Annotated in this window: 14 protein-coding genes; 6 read left to right on the forward strand and 8 right to left on the reverse strand. The window is 61.8% G+C overall.

The annotated features are described in order from the left end of the window. Positions 1–82 precede the first annotated feature (82 nt). Genes lepB through era form a run of 3 tightly spaced genes read left to right on the forward strand, consistent with a single transcriptional unit; the run spans position 83 to position 2,537 of the window. Entirely contained in the window at positions 83–958 is an 876-nt protein-coding gene (gene lepB, locus H0274_RS05455; RefSeq protein WP_226793804.1) for a signal peptidase I, read from the forward strand. After that, a complete protein-coding gene (rnc, locus tag H0274_RS05460; protein WP_226793807.1) occupies positions 913–1,638 on the forward strand; it encodes a ribonuclease III in 726 nt (241 codons plus the stop codon). Before lepB ends, rnc begins: the two co-directional genes overlap by 46 nt. After that, a complete protein-coding gene (gene era / locus H0274_RS05465) occupies positions 1,635–2,537 on the forward strand; it encodes a GTPase Era (RefSeq protein WP_226793810.1) in 903 nt (300 codons plus the stop codon). Before rnc ends, era begins: the two co-directional genes overlap by 4 nt. A 77-nt stretch (positions 2,538–2,614) precedes the next feature. Here era and topA read toward each other — a convergent pair whose 3' ends face one another. The 4 genes from topA to plsY all read right to left on the reverse strand — a co-directional run bounded on the left by topA (position 2,615) and on the right by plsY (position 7,776). Further along, positions 2,615–5,191, reverse strand: coding sequence for a type I DNA topoisomerase (gene topA / locus H0274_RS05470; protein ID WP_226793813.1), 2,577 nt, complete (start codon positions 5,189–5,191; stop codon positions 2,615–2,617). Positions 5,192–5,297: 106 nt separating this feature from the next. Beyond that, positions 5,298–5,984, reverse strand: a complete 687-nt coding sequence (locus H0274_RS05475) for a hypothetical protein (RefSeq protein ID WP_226793817.1) — start codon at positions 5,982–5,984, stop codon at positions 5,298–5,300. A gap of 83 nt (positions 5,985–6,067) precedes the next feature. Continuing rightward, positions 6,068–7,159 carry a DNA-processing protein DprA gene (gene dprA / locus H0274_RS05480; protein WP_226794447.1) on the reverse strand — a complete coding sequence of 364 codons (1,092 nt, stop codon included), beginning with the start codon at positions 7,157–7,159 and terminating at the stop codon, positions 6,068–6,070. Between the two features lie 23 nt (positions 7,160–7,182). Beyond that, positions 7,183–7,776, reverse strand: coding sequence for a glycerol-3-phosphate 1-O-acyltransferase PlsY (gene plsY, locus H0274_RS05485; protein WP_226793821.1), 594 nt, complete (start codon positions 7,774–7,776; stop codon positions 7,183–7,185). Between the two features lie 138 nt (positions 7,777–7,914). Here plsY and murI point away from each other — a divergent pair, with 138 nt between their 5' ends. From murI to H0274_RS05500, 3 genes are all read left to right on the forward strand, one after another. Then, a complete protein-coding gene (gene murI / locus H0274_RS05490; RefSeq protein WP_226794448.1) occupies positions 7,915–8,709 on the forward strand; it encodes a glutamate racemase in 795 nt (264 codons plus the stop codon). A 128-nt stretch (positions 8,710–8,837) separates the two neighbouring features. Next, on the forward strand, positions 8,838–10,058 hold the full coding sequence (gene hemA / locus H0274_RS05495) for a 5-aminolevulinate synthase (RefSeq protein WP_226794449.1): 1,221 nt from the start codon (positions 8,838–8,840) through the stop codon (positions 10,056–10,058). A gap of 51 nt (positions 10,059–10,109) precedes the next feature. Continuing rightward, on the forward strand, positions 10,110–12,689 hold the full coding sequence (locus tag H0274_RS05500; protein WP_226793824.1) for a cation-translocating P-type ATPase: 2,580 nt from the start codon (positions 10,110–10,112) through the stop codon (positions 12,687–12,689). A 27-nt stretch (positions 12,690–12,716) separates the two neighbouring features. On the opposite strand, the gene H0274_RS05505 is transcribed toward H0274_RS05500, so the two are convergent. The 4 genes from H0274_RS05505 to H0274_RS05520 form a co-directional block, all read right to left on the reverse strand. Continuing rightward, positions 12,717–14,309, reverse strand: coding sequence for an EAL domain-containing protein (locus H0274_RS05505; RefSeq protein WP_226793827.1), 1,593 nt, complete (start codon positions 14,307–14,309; stop codon positions 12,717–12,719). Positions 14,310–14,365: 56 nt separating this feature from the next. Then, positions 14,366–15,568 (reverse strand): type III PLP-dependent enzyme, encoded by a 1,203-nt coding sequence (locus H0274_RS05510; protein ID WP_226793830.1) that lies wholly within the window; start codon positions 15,566–15,568, stop codon positions 14,366–14,368. Between the two features lie 187 nt (positions 15,569–15,755). Then, positions 15,756–16,931 (reverse strand): carboxynorspermidine decarboxylase, encoded by a 1,176-nt coding sequence (locus H0274_RS05515; RefSeq protein WP_226793833.1) that lies wholly within the window; start codon positions 16,929–16,931, stop codon positions 15,756–15,758. Between the two features lie 10 nt (positions 16,932–16,941). After that, a complete protein-coding gene (locus H0274_RS05520) occupies positions 16,942–17,292 on the reverse strand; it encodes a DMT family protein (protein ID WP_226793835.1) in 351 nt (116 codons plus the stop codon). Positions 17,293–17,364: the final 72 nt, after the last annotated feature.

The raw sequence follows: 17,364 nt of genomic DNA on the forward strand, positions 1-17,364 counted from the left end.
GCACAGTGTCAACTTTGTCAACTTTGGTCGCCAGTCGCTGGGCACTTGACGGCAGGCGACGTGGCCCACAAGTGCTGGCGCAATGACCGAAACGACACCCAGTGCGCCCTCGCCGGCCGCCGCTCAGCAGGGCAAATCAGAGCCCCCTGCTCCCTCCGCGCAGCCCGCGAAGAAGGAGAAGGACGAAGGCAATTTCTTCATCTTCCTGGTGAAGCTGATCGTCATCATGCTGGCCTTCCGCACGCTTGCCTTCGCGCCCTTCAATATCCCCAGCGAGAGCATGCTGCCAGGCCTGCAGAATGGCGACTATCTGCTGGCGTCGAAGTGGAATTACGGTTTCTCGAACAATTCCCTGCCCTTCGGCGTCCATCCCTTCCCTAATGGCCGCATTCTGGCCAGCCAGCCGCAGCGCGGCGATGTGGTGATCTTCAAGGCGCCCCCGCTCAACAGCGAGGATTACATCAAGCGTGTGATCGGCCTGCCGGGGGATCAGATCCAGATGATCGGCGGGGTGCTGCACATTAACGGCATTGCCGTGAAGAAGCAGCGCATTGCCGATTTCGAACTGCCGATCTCGCCCAACACGCGCTGCTTCTCCGCGCAATTCGCAGCGACGAACAAGGATGGCCTGTCCGTCTGCCGCTATCCCCAGTTCCGCGAAACCCTGCCCAACGGGGTGAGCTACAATGTGCTGGATTACGGCCAGACCCCGCAGGACGATACCTCCGCCGTCGTGGTGCCCGACGGGATGCTGTTCATGATGGGCGACAATCGCGACAATTCGCTCGACAGCCGCTTCCCAGCCGTTCCCGGCCAGGGCGTGGGCCTTGTTCCGCAGGATAATCTGGTGGGCAAGGCATCAATCATGATGTGGTCCACCGATGGATCTTCTTCCTGGCTGCTGCCCTGGACATGGTTCACCGCAGCGCGCTGGAGCCGGATCGGGGGCACGTTTTGAACGGCAAGGTAACGCTTTCTGACGAGGCACGCGGCTTCCTGGAGGAACTGGGCTTCGGGCCGGTGACGAATGACGATGTATGGCTGGAGGCGCTGACCCATGGCAGCACCGGCGATGCACGCGATTATCAGCGGCTGGAATTCCTGGGCGACCGCGTGCTGGGCCTCGTCATCGCCGACTGGCTCTATGAGCGGGAAAGCCATGCGGAAGGCAAACTGTCACAGCGGCTCAACGCGCTGGTCAGCCGCCAGATGTGTGCCTCCGTCGCGCGCAGGATCGGCTTGCCGGATCATATCAGGCTGGGCCCGCAGGCCCGCGCCGATGGCGGTTCGGACAGCGACAATATTCTGGGCGACGTGATGGAAGCCCTGCTGGGCGCAGGCTTTGTGGAACATGGCTTCGATGCGATGCGCACCCTCATCCGCCACTTGTGGGCCGAGGGCGTAAAGGGCGGCGTCGGCCAGTCCAAACACCCCAAGAGCGCACTTCAGGAATGGGCCGCCGGCAGCGGCAGGCGCATACCCGAATACAGGCTGGTGGATCGGCAGGGGCCGGACCATGCCGCACGCTTCACCGTGGAAGTCAGCGTCAAGGGCGTGGGTGAAGCACGGGCAACCGCCCACAGCAAATCGGAAGCGGAAAAACAGGCCGCACGGGAATTCATGGAGAAATTTGCATGAGCGAGGGCAAGACCCACTGCGGTGTCGTGGCCGTTATCGGGGCACCGAATGCGGGCAAGTCCACGCTGGTCAACGCATTGGTCGGCCAGAAGGTCGCCATTGTCAGCGCCAAGGCGCAGACCACGCGCGCGCGCCTTCTGGGCATCGCGCTGGAAGGCGATACGCAGATCATTCTGGCCGATACGCCCGGCATCTTCGCGCCCCGGCGACGGCTTGACCGCGCCATGGTGAGCGCCGCCTGGGAAGGCGCGCAGGAAGCGGACGCCATCCTGCTGGTGGTAGACCCCATCAAGCAGCGCCGTCACGAGCTGGAGCCCCTGATCGAGGCCCTGAAGGACCGGCGGGAACGCAAGATCCTGGTGCTCAACAAGGTGGATGCCAGCGCCAAGGAACCGCTGCTGGTGCTGGCCGAAGAACTCTCCGCCAAGGCGGATTTTTCCGAGGTGTTCTTCGTCTCCGCCATGTCGGGGGATGGCGTGCCGGAACTCAAGGCCCGGTTGGCGGAACTGATGCCGGAAGGCGAATGGCACTATCCCGAAGATCAGGTGAGCGACGCTTCGGAACGGCTGCTGGCCTGCGAAATCACACGCGAGCAGCTCTATCGCCAGCTGCATGACGAACTGCCTTATGACTCGGCGGTTCGCCCTGAAAGCTACAAGACCTTGTCCGATGGCAGCCTGGAAATTCACCAGCAGATCGTGATCGGCCGCGAAAGCCAGAAACCCATCGTGCTGGGCAAAGGCGGATCGAAGATCAAGGCCATCGGCGAGGCCGCACGCAAGGAATTGGCCGAATTGCTGGGCGTAAAGGTCCACCTGTTCCTCCACGTGAAGGTGGAGGAACACTGGGCCGAAAGCCGTGAAATCTTCGAGGAAATGGGGCTGGACTGGGTGAAGTAGGCGAACTCAGCCCGCGTCCCTAATTACGGCCGATCCGGCGGCGGAAGAATTCCGTCGCCGAATAACTGCACCGCAGGTCAGGCCTTCTCCTTGGCTGGAGCCTTCTCCTTTGCAGGAGCTTTCTTCTTCGCCGGGGCCTTCTTCTTTGCGGGTGCCTTCTTCGCCGCCGTTTTCCTGGCGCCACCCTTCTTCTTGGCCGGCCCCTTGGCAACACGCGCATCGATCAGGGCGATGGCCTGTTCCTCGGTGAGGTCTTCAGGCTTTACGTCCTTGGGGATGGTCGCATTGGTGGTCCCATCGGTGACATAGGGACCATAGCGGCCCGGCATCACCTTCATCTCGCTGCCGCTGGTGGGGTGAGCACCCAGCACCTTGATCGGTTCCGCCTTGGTGCCCGAGGAACGCCCCGGCCCACGATTGGCCGCTTCGGCCAGCAGCGAGACAGCCGCATTCATCCCCGTTTCGAACACGTCGCGGGTTGAGGACAGCTTCGCATATTTGCCGTTATGCGCCAGATAGGGGCCATAGCGCCCGATGCTGGCCGTGATCGGCTCCCCACTCTCCGGATGGGTGCCCACTTCGCGCGGGAGGCTGAGCAGCTTGAGTGCCCATTCCAGATCGAGTTCCGGTATGTCCTTGGGAATGGAAGCGCGCTTTGCGTCCTTTTCCTCACCCAACTGGATATAGGGCCCGAAACGGCCGACCTTGCGCAGCACTTCGAGGCCGGTCACCGGATCGGTGCCGAGCGTGCCATCCTCACCGCCATCGCCATTCTCACCACCCGGCTGGGCGAAGCGACGGGTATATTTGCACTCGGGGTAGTTGGAGCAAGCCACGAAGGCACCGAAACGTCCGCCGCGCAGGGCCAGCTTGCCCTCGCCGCATTTCGGGCACAGGCGCGGATCGCTGCCATCATCCTTGGGCGGGAAGAGATAATCGGAAAGGAAGGCGTCCAGTTCCTGCGTCACTTCGCTGGGCTTGCGCTCCATGACTTCATCGCTCTTCGGCTTGAAGTCGCGCCAGAATTCTTCCAGCACCTTCTTCCACTCGGCGCGGCCACCCGAAACGTCGTCGAGTTCATCCTCCATCTCGGCGGTGAAATCATAGCCGACGTAGCGCGGGAAGAAGCGCTCCAGGAACGCGGTCAACAGGCGCCCGCTTTCCTCCGCGAAGAAGCGGTTCCGTTCCGTACGGACGTAGTTGCGATCCTTCAGCACCTGGATGATCGAGGCATAGGTGGAAGGCCGGCCGATGCCGAGTTCCTCCAGCCGCTTGACCAGACTGGCTTCCGAATAACGCGGCGGCGGCTGAGTGAAATGCTGGGTCGCTTCCACTGCCTTCTTGGCCGGGCTGTCGCCCTTGTGCATCACGGGCAGCAGGCCTTCGTCCTCGTCCTCGCCCTTCTGGTCCCGCCCTTCCTCGTACACGGCGAGGAAGCCGGGGAACTTCACGACCTGCCCCGTGGCGCGCAATTCGTGCCGTCCGGTGGGGTCGCGCAGAGTGACCGTGGTCCGCTCAAGGCTGGCGGAGGCCATCTGGCTCGCCATCGCGCGCTTGTAGATCAGTTCATAAAGGCGGGCCTCGTCGCCCGAACCAGCATGATCGCGCATGAAGTCGGTCGGGCGGATCGCCTCGTGCGCTTCCTGTGCGTTCTTGGCCTTGGTTTCATAATGGCGCGGCTTTTCGGGCAGATAATGCCCATCGTAGCGCTCCGAAATGGCCCGGCGCGCTGCGGCAATGGCACTCGGGTCCATCTGCACGCCATCGGTACGCATATAGGTGATGGCGCCCTGTTCGTAGAGATTCTGGGCGCACCGCATGGTGTGGCTGGCGGAAAAGCCCAACTTGCGGGCCGCTTCCTGCTGCAGGGTTGAGGTGGTGAACGGCGGCGCGGGATTGCGGCGCAGCGGCTTGGTCTCCACCTCTTCCACGGTGAAGCGCCCAGCCTCGACCGCGGCCTTGGCCTTCAGCGCGATGCCTTCCTCACCCAGAGAAAGCCGTTCCAGCTTCTCGCCGTCAAAACGGACAAGGCGGGCCTCGAATTCGGTCCCGTCCTGCTCCATCCGGGCCAGAACCTGCCAGTATTCCTGAGGCTTGAACTGCTCGATCTCATGCTCGCGCTGGCAGATCAGCCGCAGCGCGACGGACTGGACGCGCCCTGCGCTCTTGGCTCCGGGCAGCTTGCGCCACAGCACGGGAGAAAGCGTGAAGCCGAACAGATAATCCAGCGCGCGGCGGGCCAGATAGGCATCGATCAGATCCTCATCCAGCTGGCGCGGATGCTTCATCGCATCGGTAACGGCCTGCTTGGTAATCGCGTTGAAGGTGACGCGTTCCACCTCCTTGGGCAGAGCCTTGCGCTTGGCCAGCAATTCCCTGACGTGCCACGAAATCGCTTCCCCTTCGCGATCAGGGTCAGTGGCGAGGATCAGGCGATCAGCCTTCTTGGCCGCATCGGCAATGTCTTTCACGCGGGAGACCTTGTCGCGATAGGTTTCCCAATCCATCGCGAAATCCTCGTCCGGGCGGACAGAACCGTCCTTGGGCGGCAGATCGCGGACATGCCCATAGGAGGCGAGGACCTTGAAGTCCTTGCCGAGATATTTCTCGATGGTCTTCGCCTTGGCGGGCGATTCTACGATCACAAGCTGCATGGAATTCCTGAAAAGACCTCTACACGTACGTACGCGCGAGGGTGGTGGCGGCCTGCCTTGTTCGTCAAGCCGCCAATTAAGGCAAGAGCGCGATTGATTGCCCCGCTCAGTCGAACACACCCATCGTATCGCGCGCGCTGATCAAACCGAACAGGGCAACCCCCAAGGCACAGGAAATAACACTCGCGGCTGCGCTGCCCAACTGCCCGATCACCGTGCCCACCAGTCCGAGCTGCGGGAACAGGAAGGGCGGAAGGAATGCAAGGGCGTAAAACAGGATCATCATGGCCAGTGAGGCTGCGATGATGGTGAACTCATTCCCCTTTGTCGCCTCCCAGCTCTTGCCCAGCGAGTCCATGATGCCCATGCCCCGCCCGATGAACAGCGAGGGAGCAACGCTCCACCGGGCCATCAGCACAAGACCGGGAATGATCAAAAATATCAGCCCTGCGCCCACCGCGAGACCAATCAGGAGCGACATTCCGAGATAGGCGAAGAAGCGCCGGTCCCGCTCCTGCGTGACGAGGCCCGTGCGACGAAGCATCGCCTCGATCAGCAGATAGGAGCCGATGATGCCGACGACTGTCGCAGCAAGGCCCAGCGCCGATGCCTGGATCATGGCCGAAAACGAAACTGCCTGTTGCGGATCCCCGCGTACCAGACCCGCCGCAACGCCGAGCCCTGCAATCACTGCGATATAAAGCAGTGCCGGAGCGATATTCCGGCCGACGACATCCATCGTCTTGTCAATTATGATACCGATCTTGAGATCGCGACTAGGTAAACTGGTCATGATTTCCCCCTCTTCCACCAGCCCCATTCATAAGCTGGACCGATTTTGCGAACAGTCAAGGGTGCGCTGTTAAGCCCTCGCAATCAGGCAACCTTACTGACCCTTCCACCTGCGTGACGTTCCAGCCTGCCCGCCAGTTCGAGTTCGAGCAGCGCCATCTGCACCGCCGCAGCACTTGCGCCAGACTGGCGGATCAGTTCATCCACCGCGACCGGCGCGATGGTCAGCAGGGCGGTAACATCAGCCTCGTCCCCAGCCTCCGGTGCGGCGGGCTCCGCCTCGAACAAGTCCTGCGCGGAAGAACGCAGGCGGGAAGACATCCCTCCACCAAAGCTCGAGACAAGCTCGATCACATCGGCCGCAGACTGGATGAGTATCGCCCCCTCACGGATAAGCTGGTTGCAGCCATGGCTGCGCGCATCGAGCGGGGAGCCGGGAATGGCCATCACCTCGCGCCCATATTCACCCGCCAGCCGCGCAGTGATGAGCGAACCCGATTTGGGGGCAGCCTCCACTACGAGAGTTCCCAGCGCCAGCCCGGCAATGATGCGATTGCGGCTGGGGAAATGGCTGCCGCGCGGTTCCGTGCCGGCGGGCTGTTCGGCCAGCAGGAGGCCGTTCTGCGCGATTTCCTCCTGCAACTCCGCATGCTGCGGGGGATAGGCAATGTCGATCCCGCTGGCGATCACGCCCACCGTTGCAGGCATAGCGCCGCGATGGGCAGCCCCGTCTATTCCTCGCGCAAGGCCGGAAACGATGGTGAAGCCCTCTCCGGCAAGCTCCGCCGCCAGATCGCGTGCAAGACGCATGGCTGCTGCTGAGGCATTGCGTGCGCCAACCAAGGCAATGCACGGCTTCGCAGCCAGGCCAGCGTCGCCCCTCACCGTCAGTACCGGAGGAGCGCTTTCGATCTCGGCCAGCATGGGGGGATAATCGGAGGAATCATGGAAAAGGTAACGTGCGCCAGCGCGGCGCACTGCCGCAATTTCCGTCTCGATCCGCTCACGAGGTGCCGCGCGATATTTAGCGCCGCCCTTTGCAGCGAGATCGGGAAGAGCCTCCAGCGCCTCAACAGCCGTGCCGAAGCGGTGCATAAGCTGGCGGAAGCTGACCGGCCCGACGTTGGGAGAGCGCAGAAGACGGATTCGGGCAAAAGCCTCGTCCCGGGAAAGCATGGCCTTTGGCGAGGCCGCCAAGCTCACTTCCTGGAACCGATCTTGGGTTCAGCCCCGTTCTTCAACCGCGCGATATTGGCGCGGTGCAGCCAGATCACCAGCGCGGAAATCGCCACCAGCCAGGGGAATGCCGCAGGATATCCGAACGCATAGGCCGCTATCGGCGCTGCGACTGCCGCACTGAGGCCCCCGAGCGAACTGATCCGGGTGACCGCAAGCATGCCGATCCATACAAGCGCATAGGCAAGCCCGACAGGCCAGCCGATGCCGAAGCAGACTCCGGCCGTAGTAGCCACCCCCTTGCCGCCCTTGAATTTCAGCCAGACGGGGAAGCAATGGCCCAGCACCACACCCAGTGCCGCGAGCCCTTCGAGCCCGGGAAACAGCCGGGCAACCAGCAAGACTGCCGCAGCGCCCTTGGCCAGATCGAGCAGCAGGGTCAGGACCGCCAGCCCCTTGTTCCCTGTTCGCAGCACATTGGTCGCGCCGATATTGCCGGAACCGATCTGGCGCACATCACCCAGCCCGGCCAGGCGGGTGAGCAGCAGGCCAAACGGGATCGAACCCAGCAGATAGGCCAAAACCGCCGCCGCCAGAATCGCCTGCCACTCGCTCATGAAACTCCCTTTCCCGTCGGCACTCTATAGCTCACGCCTTGCACTTCAGGGGCACGAAAACAATCCGTTCTCGCTGCGAAAGTGGGCAAGCGCGAACTGCCGGTTGACGCCCAACACGGCTTTGTCCATCCCGCGCCGATGGACCCGAGTTCGCCGATCCTGCTGTTCGATTCCGGAGTCGGCGGACTGACGGTGCTGGCGGAGCTGCGTAAACTCCTGCCGCAGGCCCCGGTGATCTATGTCGCCGATTATGCCGCCCTGCCCTATGGCGAAAAGACCGAGGCTCAGATTGCCGGGCGCGTGCCGGCGCTGCTCGGACGGCTGGTTGAACGCTATCGCCCTCGCCTCGTCACCATCGCCTGCAATACCGCCAGCACCATTGCGCTGGCCGCCGTGCGCGAAGCGCTGGACCTGCCGGTGGTGGGCACGGTTCCCGCCATCAAGCCGGCGGCCGCCATGACGAAGACCGGCGCGATCGGACTGCTTGGCACGGCAGCAACTATCCGGCAGGCCTATGTCGACAATCTCGAGCGGGAATTTGCTCAGGACAAGGTGCTACTGCGCCATGCTGCACCCGATCTGGTCAAGGCAGCCGAGGCCAAGCTGCGCGGTGAACCGGTAGATCCGGCAGTATATGAACGTGCTGCAGATGGCCTGCGAGGCCAGCCCGGAGGTGAGAGAATCGACACGGTCGTACTGGCCTGCACGCATTTCCCCCTGCTGGAGGAAGAGCTGGGCAAGGCATTGGGACCGGGCGTAAAATTCGTGGATGGGGCCGCGGGCATAGCGCGGCGCATCGCCTACCTTACTCAGGGGCAAAGCTTCGAGCGCAAGGGGCCGGACATCGCGGTTTTCACCGGCACAAATGGCGACCTCGAGAAATTGCGCCCGGCGCTTGCAAGCTACGGGCTCGATCACATTGAACATCTTTAATGCGAACCTATCGCAAACTCCGTGCTTTAATTGATTTGGGTCATGGCGTAAGGCGCCCGGAATTGCTCTGGCTGCCCAGCGAGTCCCGCATCGGGGTTCGATTGCAGCGTTAGGAACGGATGGATCCGTTGAATTACGACCAGATCTTTGACCAGGCGATCGACAGGCTTCACTCGGAAGGCCGTTATCGCGTCTTTATCGACATTCTGCGCAACAAGGGTTCCTACCCCAATGCGCGGTGCTTCGCTGGACATAACGGCCCGAAGCCGATCACGGTCTGGTGCTCCAATGACTATCTCGCCATGGGGCAGCACCCCAAGGTGATCGAGGCGATGGAAGAGGCGTTGCACGATGTCGGCGCCGGTTCCGGCGGCACCCGCAATATCGGCGGCAACACGCACTATCATATCGAGCTGGAAAACGAGCTGGCGGATCTGCACGGCAAGGAAGCTGCGCTGCTGTTCACTTCGGGCTATGTCTCGAACGACGCCACGCTTTCCACCCTCGCCCGCCTGCTGCCCGGCTGCATCATCTTCTCGGATGAACTGAACCACGCGAGCATGATCGCGGGCATCCGCAATTCGGGCTGCGACAAGCGCGTATTTCGCCACAACGATGTGGCGCATCTGGAAGAACTGCTGGCCGAAGCCGATCCCAATCTGCCGAAGCTGATCGCTTTCGAAAGCGTCTATTCGATGGATGGGGACATCGCGCCGATCCATGCGATCTGTGACCTTGCGGAAAAGTACAACGCGCTGACCTATATCGACGAGGTCCACGCCGTGGGCATGTATGGCCCGCGCGGCGGCGGCATCACCGATCGTGATGAGGCAGCCCACCGGATCGACATCATCGAAGGAACGCTTGGCAAGGCCTTCGGCGTGATGGGCGGCTATATTGCGGCCGACAAGAAGATCATCGACTGCATCCGCAGCTATGCCCCGGGCTTCATCTTCACCACTTCGCTCAGCCCGGTTCTGGTTGCGGGCGTTCTGGCCGCCGTGAAGCACCTCAAGAGCTCCAGCGTGGAACGCGATGGCCAGCAGTCCGCCGCCGCCTTCCTCAAGCAGTCCTTCCGCGATGCAGGCCTGCCGGTGATGGATTCCACCACCCATATCGTCCCGCTGATGGTGGGCGATCCGGTGCGGGCGAAAAAGATCAGCGACATTCTGCTCGCCGAATACGGCGTCTATGTGCAGCCGATCAACTTCCCCACCGTGCCCCGCGGCACGGAACGTCTGCGCTTCACTCCCGGTCCGGCCCATACGGAAGAGATGATGCGCGAACTGACCGAAGCGCTGGTGGAAATCTGGGACCGCCTCGATCTGGAACTGCTCAAGGCAGCATAATGGTGGCGGGCGCGTGCTCGTCCGTCACATATTGTGTGATATTGTGCACAGGTGACTGATCCTGCTGCAATACAGGGCGAACGCGCTCCACTTTCTGGTCTGAGCAAGGCGGAAGCCGCCGCGCTCCTCGCATCCGAGGGGCCGAACGAGCTTCCGTCCGATCAAAGCCGCAAACTTGGCGAGATCCTCGGCGGCGTATTGCGCGAACCCATGCTGGCGCTGCTGCTTGCGGGCGGCCTGATCTATCTCGCATTGGGCGATCTGCAGGAAGCCATTCTGCTGATCATCTTTGCGGGCTTTTCCGTCGTGGTCACAACCTTGCAGGAAGCACGGTCCGAGCAGGCTCTGGCCGCCTTGCGTGACCTGGGCAGCCCCCGGGCGCTGGTGATCCGGGATGGGGAACGCGTCCGTATTGCCGGGCGCGACGTGGTGCGCGGCGATCTGGTAATTCTCAATGAGGGCGACCGGATTCCCGCCGACGGCGTTCTCCTGCGCTGCGATAGTCTGACCGCCGACGAATCGCTGCTGACCGGCGAGTCCGTCCCCGTTTCCAAAACCGCCACGCCGCCGGATGCCGGCAATGCTCGCCCCGGCGGAGATGGGCTCCCTTATGTCTGGTCGGGGGCGCTTGTCGTGCGCGGCAGCGGGATTGCCCGGATTACCGCCACCGGGCTGCGCAGCGAGATGGGGAAGATCGGCGCCGCGCTGCATGCGCTGGAACCCGAAGTGCCCCGCCTCAGGCTACAGACACAAAGGCTGGTCTTCTGGTTCGGCGCGCTGGGAGCTGGGGCATGCGTGCTTGCGATCCTGCTTTACGGTTTTCTGCGCGGCAGCTGGCTGGACGCGGCCCTGGCCGGCATCGCCCTGGGTATGTCGATGCTGCCGGAGGAATTCCCCGTCGTCCTGACGGTATTCATGGCCATGGGGGCAATGCGCCTCTCGCGCGTCAATGTCCTCACCCGGCGTGCCGCTGCCATCGAAACGCTGGGTTCGGCAACGACCTTGTGCACGGACAAGACAGGCACCCTCACCGAAAACCGAATGAAAGTCGCTGAATTGCGGCTGCCGGACGGACGCCGCCTGACTTTCCCAGGCGCTCCGCTGCTGGAAGAGGATTTCCGCCTGCTCGCTCGCTTCGGCATCCTCGCCAGCGCGGAACAGCCGGTCGATCCGATGGAAGTTGCCTTTCACGATCTCGCCGGAACCGATGGGGCGGACGGTCTGCTGGCCGATGCAGGAAATGGCTGGTCGCTCCGCCGCCAATATCCGCTCGATCCGAGCCTTCTGGCAATGTCCCATGCCTGGCGCGATGGGAATGGCGGAGGGCACGTCATCGCCTCCAAGGGTGCGCCGGAGGCAATTGCCGAATTATGTGCCATGTCCGCCGATGAAAAGGCCCGCATGCATGCCCAGGCCGACGCGATGGCAGAAGAAGGGCTGCGCGTTCTTGGCGTGGCCGAAGCAAGATGGAATGGCGGCGACCTGCCACCGGATCAACGCCATTTCGAATTTCGCTTTCTCGGTCTGGCCGGGCTGGCGGATCCGCTGCGCTCCTCCGTGCCGGAGGCGGTCCGCCAGTGTCGGGAAGCCGGCATCCGGATTGTGATGATCACCGGCGATTATCCACCGACCGCTCGCGCAATTGCCGAACAGGCCGGAATCGCGGTCGAAGAGGTGTTGAGCGGGGATGATCTGCGCGCGATGAGCGATGACGATCTCGCCGCCCGGATCGGCACCGTGAACGTCTTTGCCCGGATCATGCCGGAACAGAAGCTACGGCTGGTGGAAGCACTGAAAGCACGCGGCGAGATCGTGGCCATGACGGGCGACGGGGTGAATGACGCCCCTTCCCTCAAGAGCGCCCATATCGGCATTGCCATGGGCAAGCGCGGCACTGATGTGGCGAGGGAGGCGGCCTCAATCGTCCTGCTCGACGACGATTTCGGCTCGATCGTCACCGGCATCAGGGTCGGGCGGCGCATCCACGACAATCTGCGCAAGGCGCTCGCCTTCATTGTTGCGGTGCATATACCTATCGCGGGCCTAGCACTGCTGCCGCTGCTGGTAGGAATGCCGCTGCTGCTTGCGCCGATCCACATCGCCTTTATCGAGATGATCATCGATCCGGTCTGCTCGCTGGCATTCGAGGCGGAAAAGGAAGAAAGCCGCCTGATGCAGCGCCCTCCTCGCGCGCCGGACGCCCCGCTGTTTCCCCGCTGGATGGTGGCATGGTCGGCTTTGCAGGGCATAGTTGCCTGTGGGGCAACTGCAGCGATCACATTTCATGCCTGGCTCGGCGGAATGGAAGCCGATCAGATTCGCTCCATTACCTTTCTCAGCCTCGTGCTGGGTATTCTCTGCCTGATATTGGTCAACCGATCCTACAGCGCGTCTGTCATCCGGGCGATCATTCGTCCCAACCGTCCGTTGGCGATCGTGGCGTTGATCGTCTTCGCGATTCTCACCCTTTCGCAGCTTGTGCAGCCCGTAATGGAAATGTTCCGTTTCGCCCCAGCAGGGGCTGACGAACTCGTTCTCGTCGCGATATCCGGCGCGGCAACATTGTTGCTGCTGGAATTGATCAAACCCTGGTGGCGCACCCGCCTGTTTCCGGAAACCTCCGCAGAGTGAGGAAGGGGGGCCTTCGCGCTCGCCCGATCAGGCGACGCGAGGCCTGGTCAGGACGCCTTCCACGGCCCTCTGGTGCCGCAGGAGCTTTCTCAAGTCCTCCAGCTCCATCGGGCGGCCATAGAGATAGCCCTGCCCATATTCCACCTTGAGGGCCTTCAGTTCCCGTTCCTGCTGTTTTGTCTCGATCCCTTCAGCAACGATTGCCAGTTTCAGATCCTTGGCCATGTCGATAATCCGCCCGGCGACCTGGCTCGTCGCTGCATCGGTGCCAAGCGACTGGACAAAGAGCTTGTCGATCTTGAGAAAATCGATTTCGAGCTTCGCAAGATAGCCCAGGCTCGAATAGCCCGTCCCGAAATCGTCGATAGCCACTTTGGCCCCCGCATCGCGCAAGCGGCGCATCGTTTTCTGGGTCTTCTCGATATCTACCAGGCTTCGCTCGGTGGCCTCGATTACCAGATTGGAATAGGCAATTCGGGATCGCTCCACCAGCCGGTCCAGTTCCTCCATGATATCGGCGCTGTGCATGTCCTCTGCCGAAAAATTTACCGTGAAATAGAAGTCTGGCGCAATCTGCACGACGGCTTGGACATCCTGTGCGAGCAGTTCCAGCATCCGGCCTGTGACCAGTCGGATGAGGCCTGCATCCTCTGCAACGGCAATGAAACGATCGGGAGAAATGGCATCATGCTCACCCCGGTCCCAACGAAGCAGCGCTTCCGCCCCTACGATCCGCCCGGTCCTCAGTTCGATTACCGGCTGATAAAGGAGATGGAACTTGCCACGCTTCAAGGCGCTGCGGATCATCATCGGCATGGAAGCGCGGCTGCGGACGATGTAGAGCAGCACGCCTGACAGGAGCAGGCCGACTATCACGCCCAGCGGGATCAGGATTCCCGCTATCTCGCTCGCATAGCCCGAGCTCTTTCCGACAGGCAGCATAGCGAACGCGCCAATGTCGTATTTCCGGGAGCGAACGATCGCGATCTGATAGTTTCCGGACGAGATCACCGTATCTCCAGTGAGATCGGGCCGCCGGATAAGCGAAGGGATCGTTCCCCGGAAGGCTCCGGGTGTCCGCTGGGACCAGGAGAAGGCGCCAACCGACAGGCCCGGAACATAATCGACGAAGTTCAACACCGCATCGTGATGCACGATCCCGACTGCGGAGCCGATCTGCACCGCGATATATCGCTGCTTCGGGTCGATCAGGGTCACGTTGTTGCGAAAACGCGTCCGGGTGTATGAATCGACGTCTGGCGGGCCAAGATCGAACGGCTGATTTCCCGCAAATGAGGAACAGCGCATTACATCGCCATCCACCCACCCGACTGCCTGCAGCAGAGTGGATTCAAGATCGATCTTGCGCATCACGGCCAGCCCCTCGGCTGAACAGGCCATTCCCGGCGACAAGGCATTGATCGCCTGTGCTGCGGCAAGGATCTGATCCCCGCTGACTTCCGAGCGGGATAGAACCCTGTGAGCGATATCCAGCGCGTGGCGCTGCTCGCTCTCAACCTCCTGATCACGAGCGAGCGTGATCGCCGCAATTATCGGCAAGGCCGTCGTGAGGCACACGCCCAGCACGATGATGGCATTCAGGGGACTTATTGTGCGCATCCCGCTCCTCTTCCTCAGTAAGAATACTAGGGAAGAGAAGCGGAAAGGTTAATCCCTTAGCGCAGGCTGACGACGTTATCGCTCGGCAGGATCTGGCGATCACCACGATAGAGGCTGGCCATAGGTTCATCCGCGACATTGACCGAGATCGCCTGGCCAAAGCCATTGAATCCGGTCTTCATCGCGCTGCCATAGGCGCCCAGCATGCCGATCTCGATATAGTCGCCCGGGCCGATATCGGCCGGAAGCATGAAGGGGCCCTTCATGTAATCGGCATCGTCGCAGGTCGGGCCATAAAAGGCGAATTCCTCCCCGGCACCGCGCAGCGCATCGCCCAGCGCGTTCACGGGGAAGCGCCAGTCAATATGAGCCGCATCGAACAAGGCGCCATATGCGCCGTCGTTGATATAGAGCTCGTCGCCCCGGCGCTTTTCCACCTTGACGATCATCGAGCTGTATTCCGCGCACAGGGCACGGCCCGGCTCGCACCAAAGCTCCGCATTGTAGGAAATGGGCAGAGCTTCGAAATAACGATCGATGATGGCGAAGAAATCTTCCAGCGGCGGCGGTTCCATGCCCGGATACTGGCTGGGAAACCCACCCCCGACGTCGACGATGTCAACCGTCACGGCCGCTTCGGCAATGGCCGCGCGCACGCGCTCCAGCGCCTGGACATAGGCGAACGGCGTCATCGCCTGGCTACCGACATGGAAGCAGATGCCCAGTGCGTCGCAATGCTGGCGAGTGGCCTGCAGCAGCGGAGCCGCATCGGCCAGATCCACGCCGAACTTGGACGCAAGGCTCAGTTCCGAATAGTCGGACGAAACGCGCAGGCGCACCAGCAGCGAAAGATCAGCCGCCGGCTCACCCGCTTCACTCGTCGTTGCCGTGACAATCTTCTCCAGTTCCTCGATCGTGTCGAGGCTGAAGGTGCGCACGCCATGGACGTGATAGGCTTCGCGAATGGCGCTGCCGGTCTTCACCGGATGCATGAAGCACAAGGTGGCTTCAGGCAGCACCGAACGCACGAGCCGCACCTCGGCAATCGAGGCGACGTCGAAATGCGTAATTCCCGAATCCCACAGAATCTGCAGCAGTTCCGGCGAAGGGTTCGCCTTCACCGCATAGAGCGACGTGCCCGGAAACTTCTGTGCAAAGAAGCGGGCAGCGCGCGCAGCAGCGTGCGGGCGGTTGAGGATAACGGGTTCGTCCGGAGCGAGGTCGCGGACTACAGCCGATGCGCAGGGATAGATGTGCAACTCAAGGGACCCCCAAAACGGTTCGTTTCAGACAAGGCTGCCTTGCGGTTAGGAAGTCCCCTTGGGGCAGCGAGGGGCGGATATAGGACCCCTTCGCTGAACATCAAGTGAAAATCGTACCCAGACGGGACTATGTCACAGAACTGTAATTTCCATGTTTACATCACAATTTCAGTTAGTTGAGCCGTCAGGAAAGCCGATCTCGGAAGTCCTCATAGCCAAACTTGCGCACCTGTTCGAGGGAATCGGTCTCCGAATCCCATAGCCAGATGCTCGGCAGAGGCACGCCGTTGAAGGTAGTGGTCTTCACCATCGAATAATGGGCCTGGTCCAGAAAGGCGATTCGCTCGCCTGGCCGGCATTCGACAGGCAGGCTGTAATCCCCAATCACATCGCCCGCGAGGCAGGAGGGGCCGCCGAGCCGCACCGCCTCAGCCGAGCTTTCGCCCTCGCCCAGCATGGCCGGTCGATAGGGAGCCTCAAGCACATCGGGCATATGGCAGGTCGCGGAAATATCCGTGATAGCGAGTTGCATCCCGTTCCAATGCGTATCGAGAATCGTACCCACGAGAATGCCCGCATCCAGCGCAATCGCCTCGCCCGGTTCGAGATAAACTTCCGCGCCGGTATCCTCCTGCACATCTTTCAGAAACTCGACCAGTTCCTCGCGTTGGTAATCCGCGCGGGTGATGTGGTGGCCACCTCCGAAATTCAGCCATTTGAACTGGCCGAAATAAGGCTCCAGATAATCGAAGACCTTGTCCCAGGTGCGCTGGAGCGGCGCCAGATCCTGCTCGCAGAGCGAATGGAAATGGATGCCATCCACCATGGCCATGTGCTCTTCAGTCAACTGGTCGATAGGGAAGCCCAGCCGCGAATGAGGCGCGCACGGATCATAACGCGGCACGTCCCCTTCGGCATGAAGAGGGTTGATGCGCAGACCGATGTCGAAGGAATCCCCGCGTATCCGGGCTGCATCCAGAATGGCCGAGCACCGTTCGATCTGCATCGGCGAATTGAAGATCACATGGTCGGACAGACGGCAGATTTCGTTGAGATCCTCGGCCTTGTAGGCCGCGCAATAGGTCGCGATCTCGCCATCGTAATGCTCGGCCGCCAGCATCGCTTCCCACAGGCCGGAAGTGCATACGCCGTCAAGATATTCCCCGATAACCGGCGCCACCGACCACATGCTGAACGCCTTGAGCGCAGCCAGCACCTTCACGCCGGAAGCGTCGCGAATATCCGCCAGAACCTGCAGGTTCTGGCGCAGCTTCGCCAGATCGACCACGAAGGACGGGCTGTCCACGCGGGTCAGGTCGAAATGGGTAAAGGCACCCGGATCGCCGGCTCTGGTTTCCATAGTTCTTTCCTTAACCCAGAGGGGATTTGAAGATGAAGAATGCCCCGCCCGCAATCAGCAGGAAACCGATAATCTGGCTGGGCCCCGGTCGCTGATCGAACAACAGCCAGGCTACCATCACGAAAGCCGTGAGCGACATGACTTCCTGCATCGTCTTCAGCTCGGCCAGCGAATAGACCTTCGACCCGATGCGATTGGCGGGAACCGCGAGGCAATATTCGAAGAACGCGATGCCCCAGCTTACCAAAATGACTGCCCACAGCGCCTTGTGCGGGAATTTCAGGTGCCCGTACCAAGCGAGGTTCATCATGATGTTGGAGCCGGCCAGCAGCCCGATGGGCGCGAGGAAATTCCAGTTCATGCCTTGAACCCCGTATGCGCTCCGGCAATGGCAGGAGCATCAAGCCACGGGCCCCTGCCTTCACAGGGGCCC

The organism is Fulverythrobacter ferritrahens (assembly GCF_020539485.1).
In the GTDB taxonomy this organism is placed as follows: domain Bacteria; phylum Pseudomonadota; class Alphaproteobacteria; order Sphingomonadales; family Sphingomonadaceae; genus Andeanibacterium; species Andeanibacterium ferritrahens.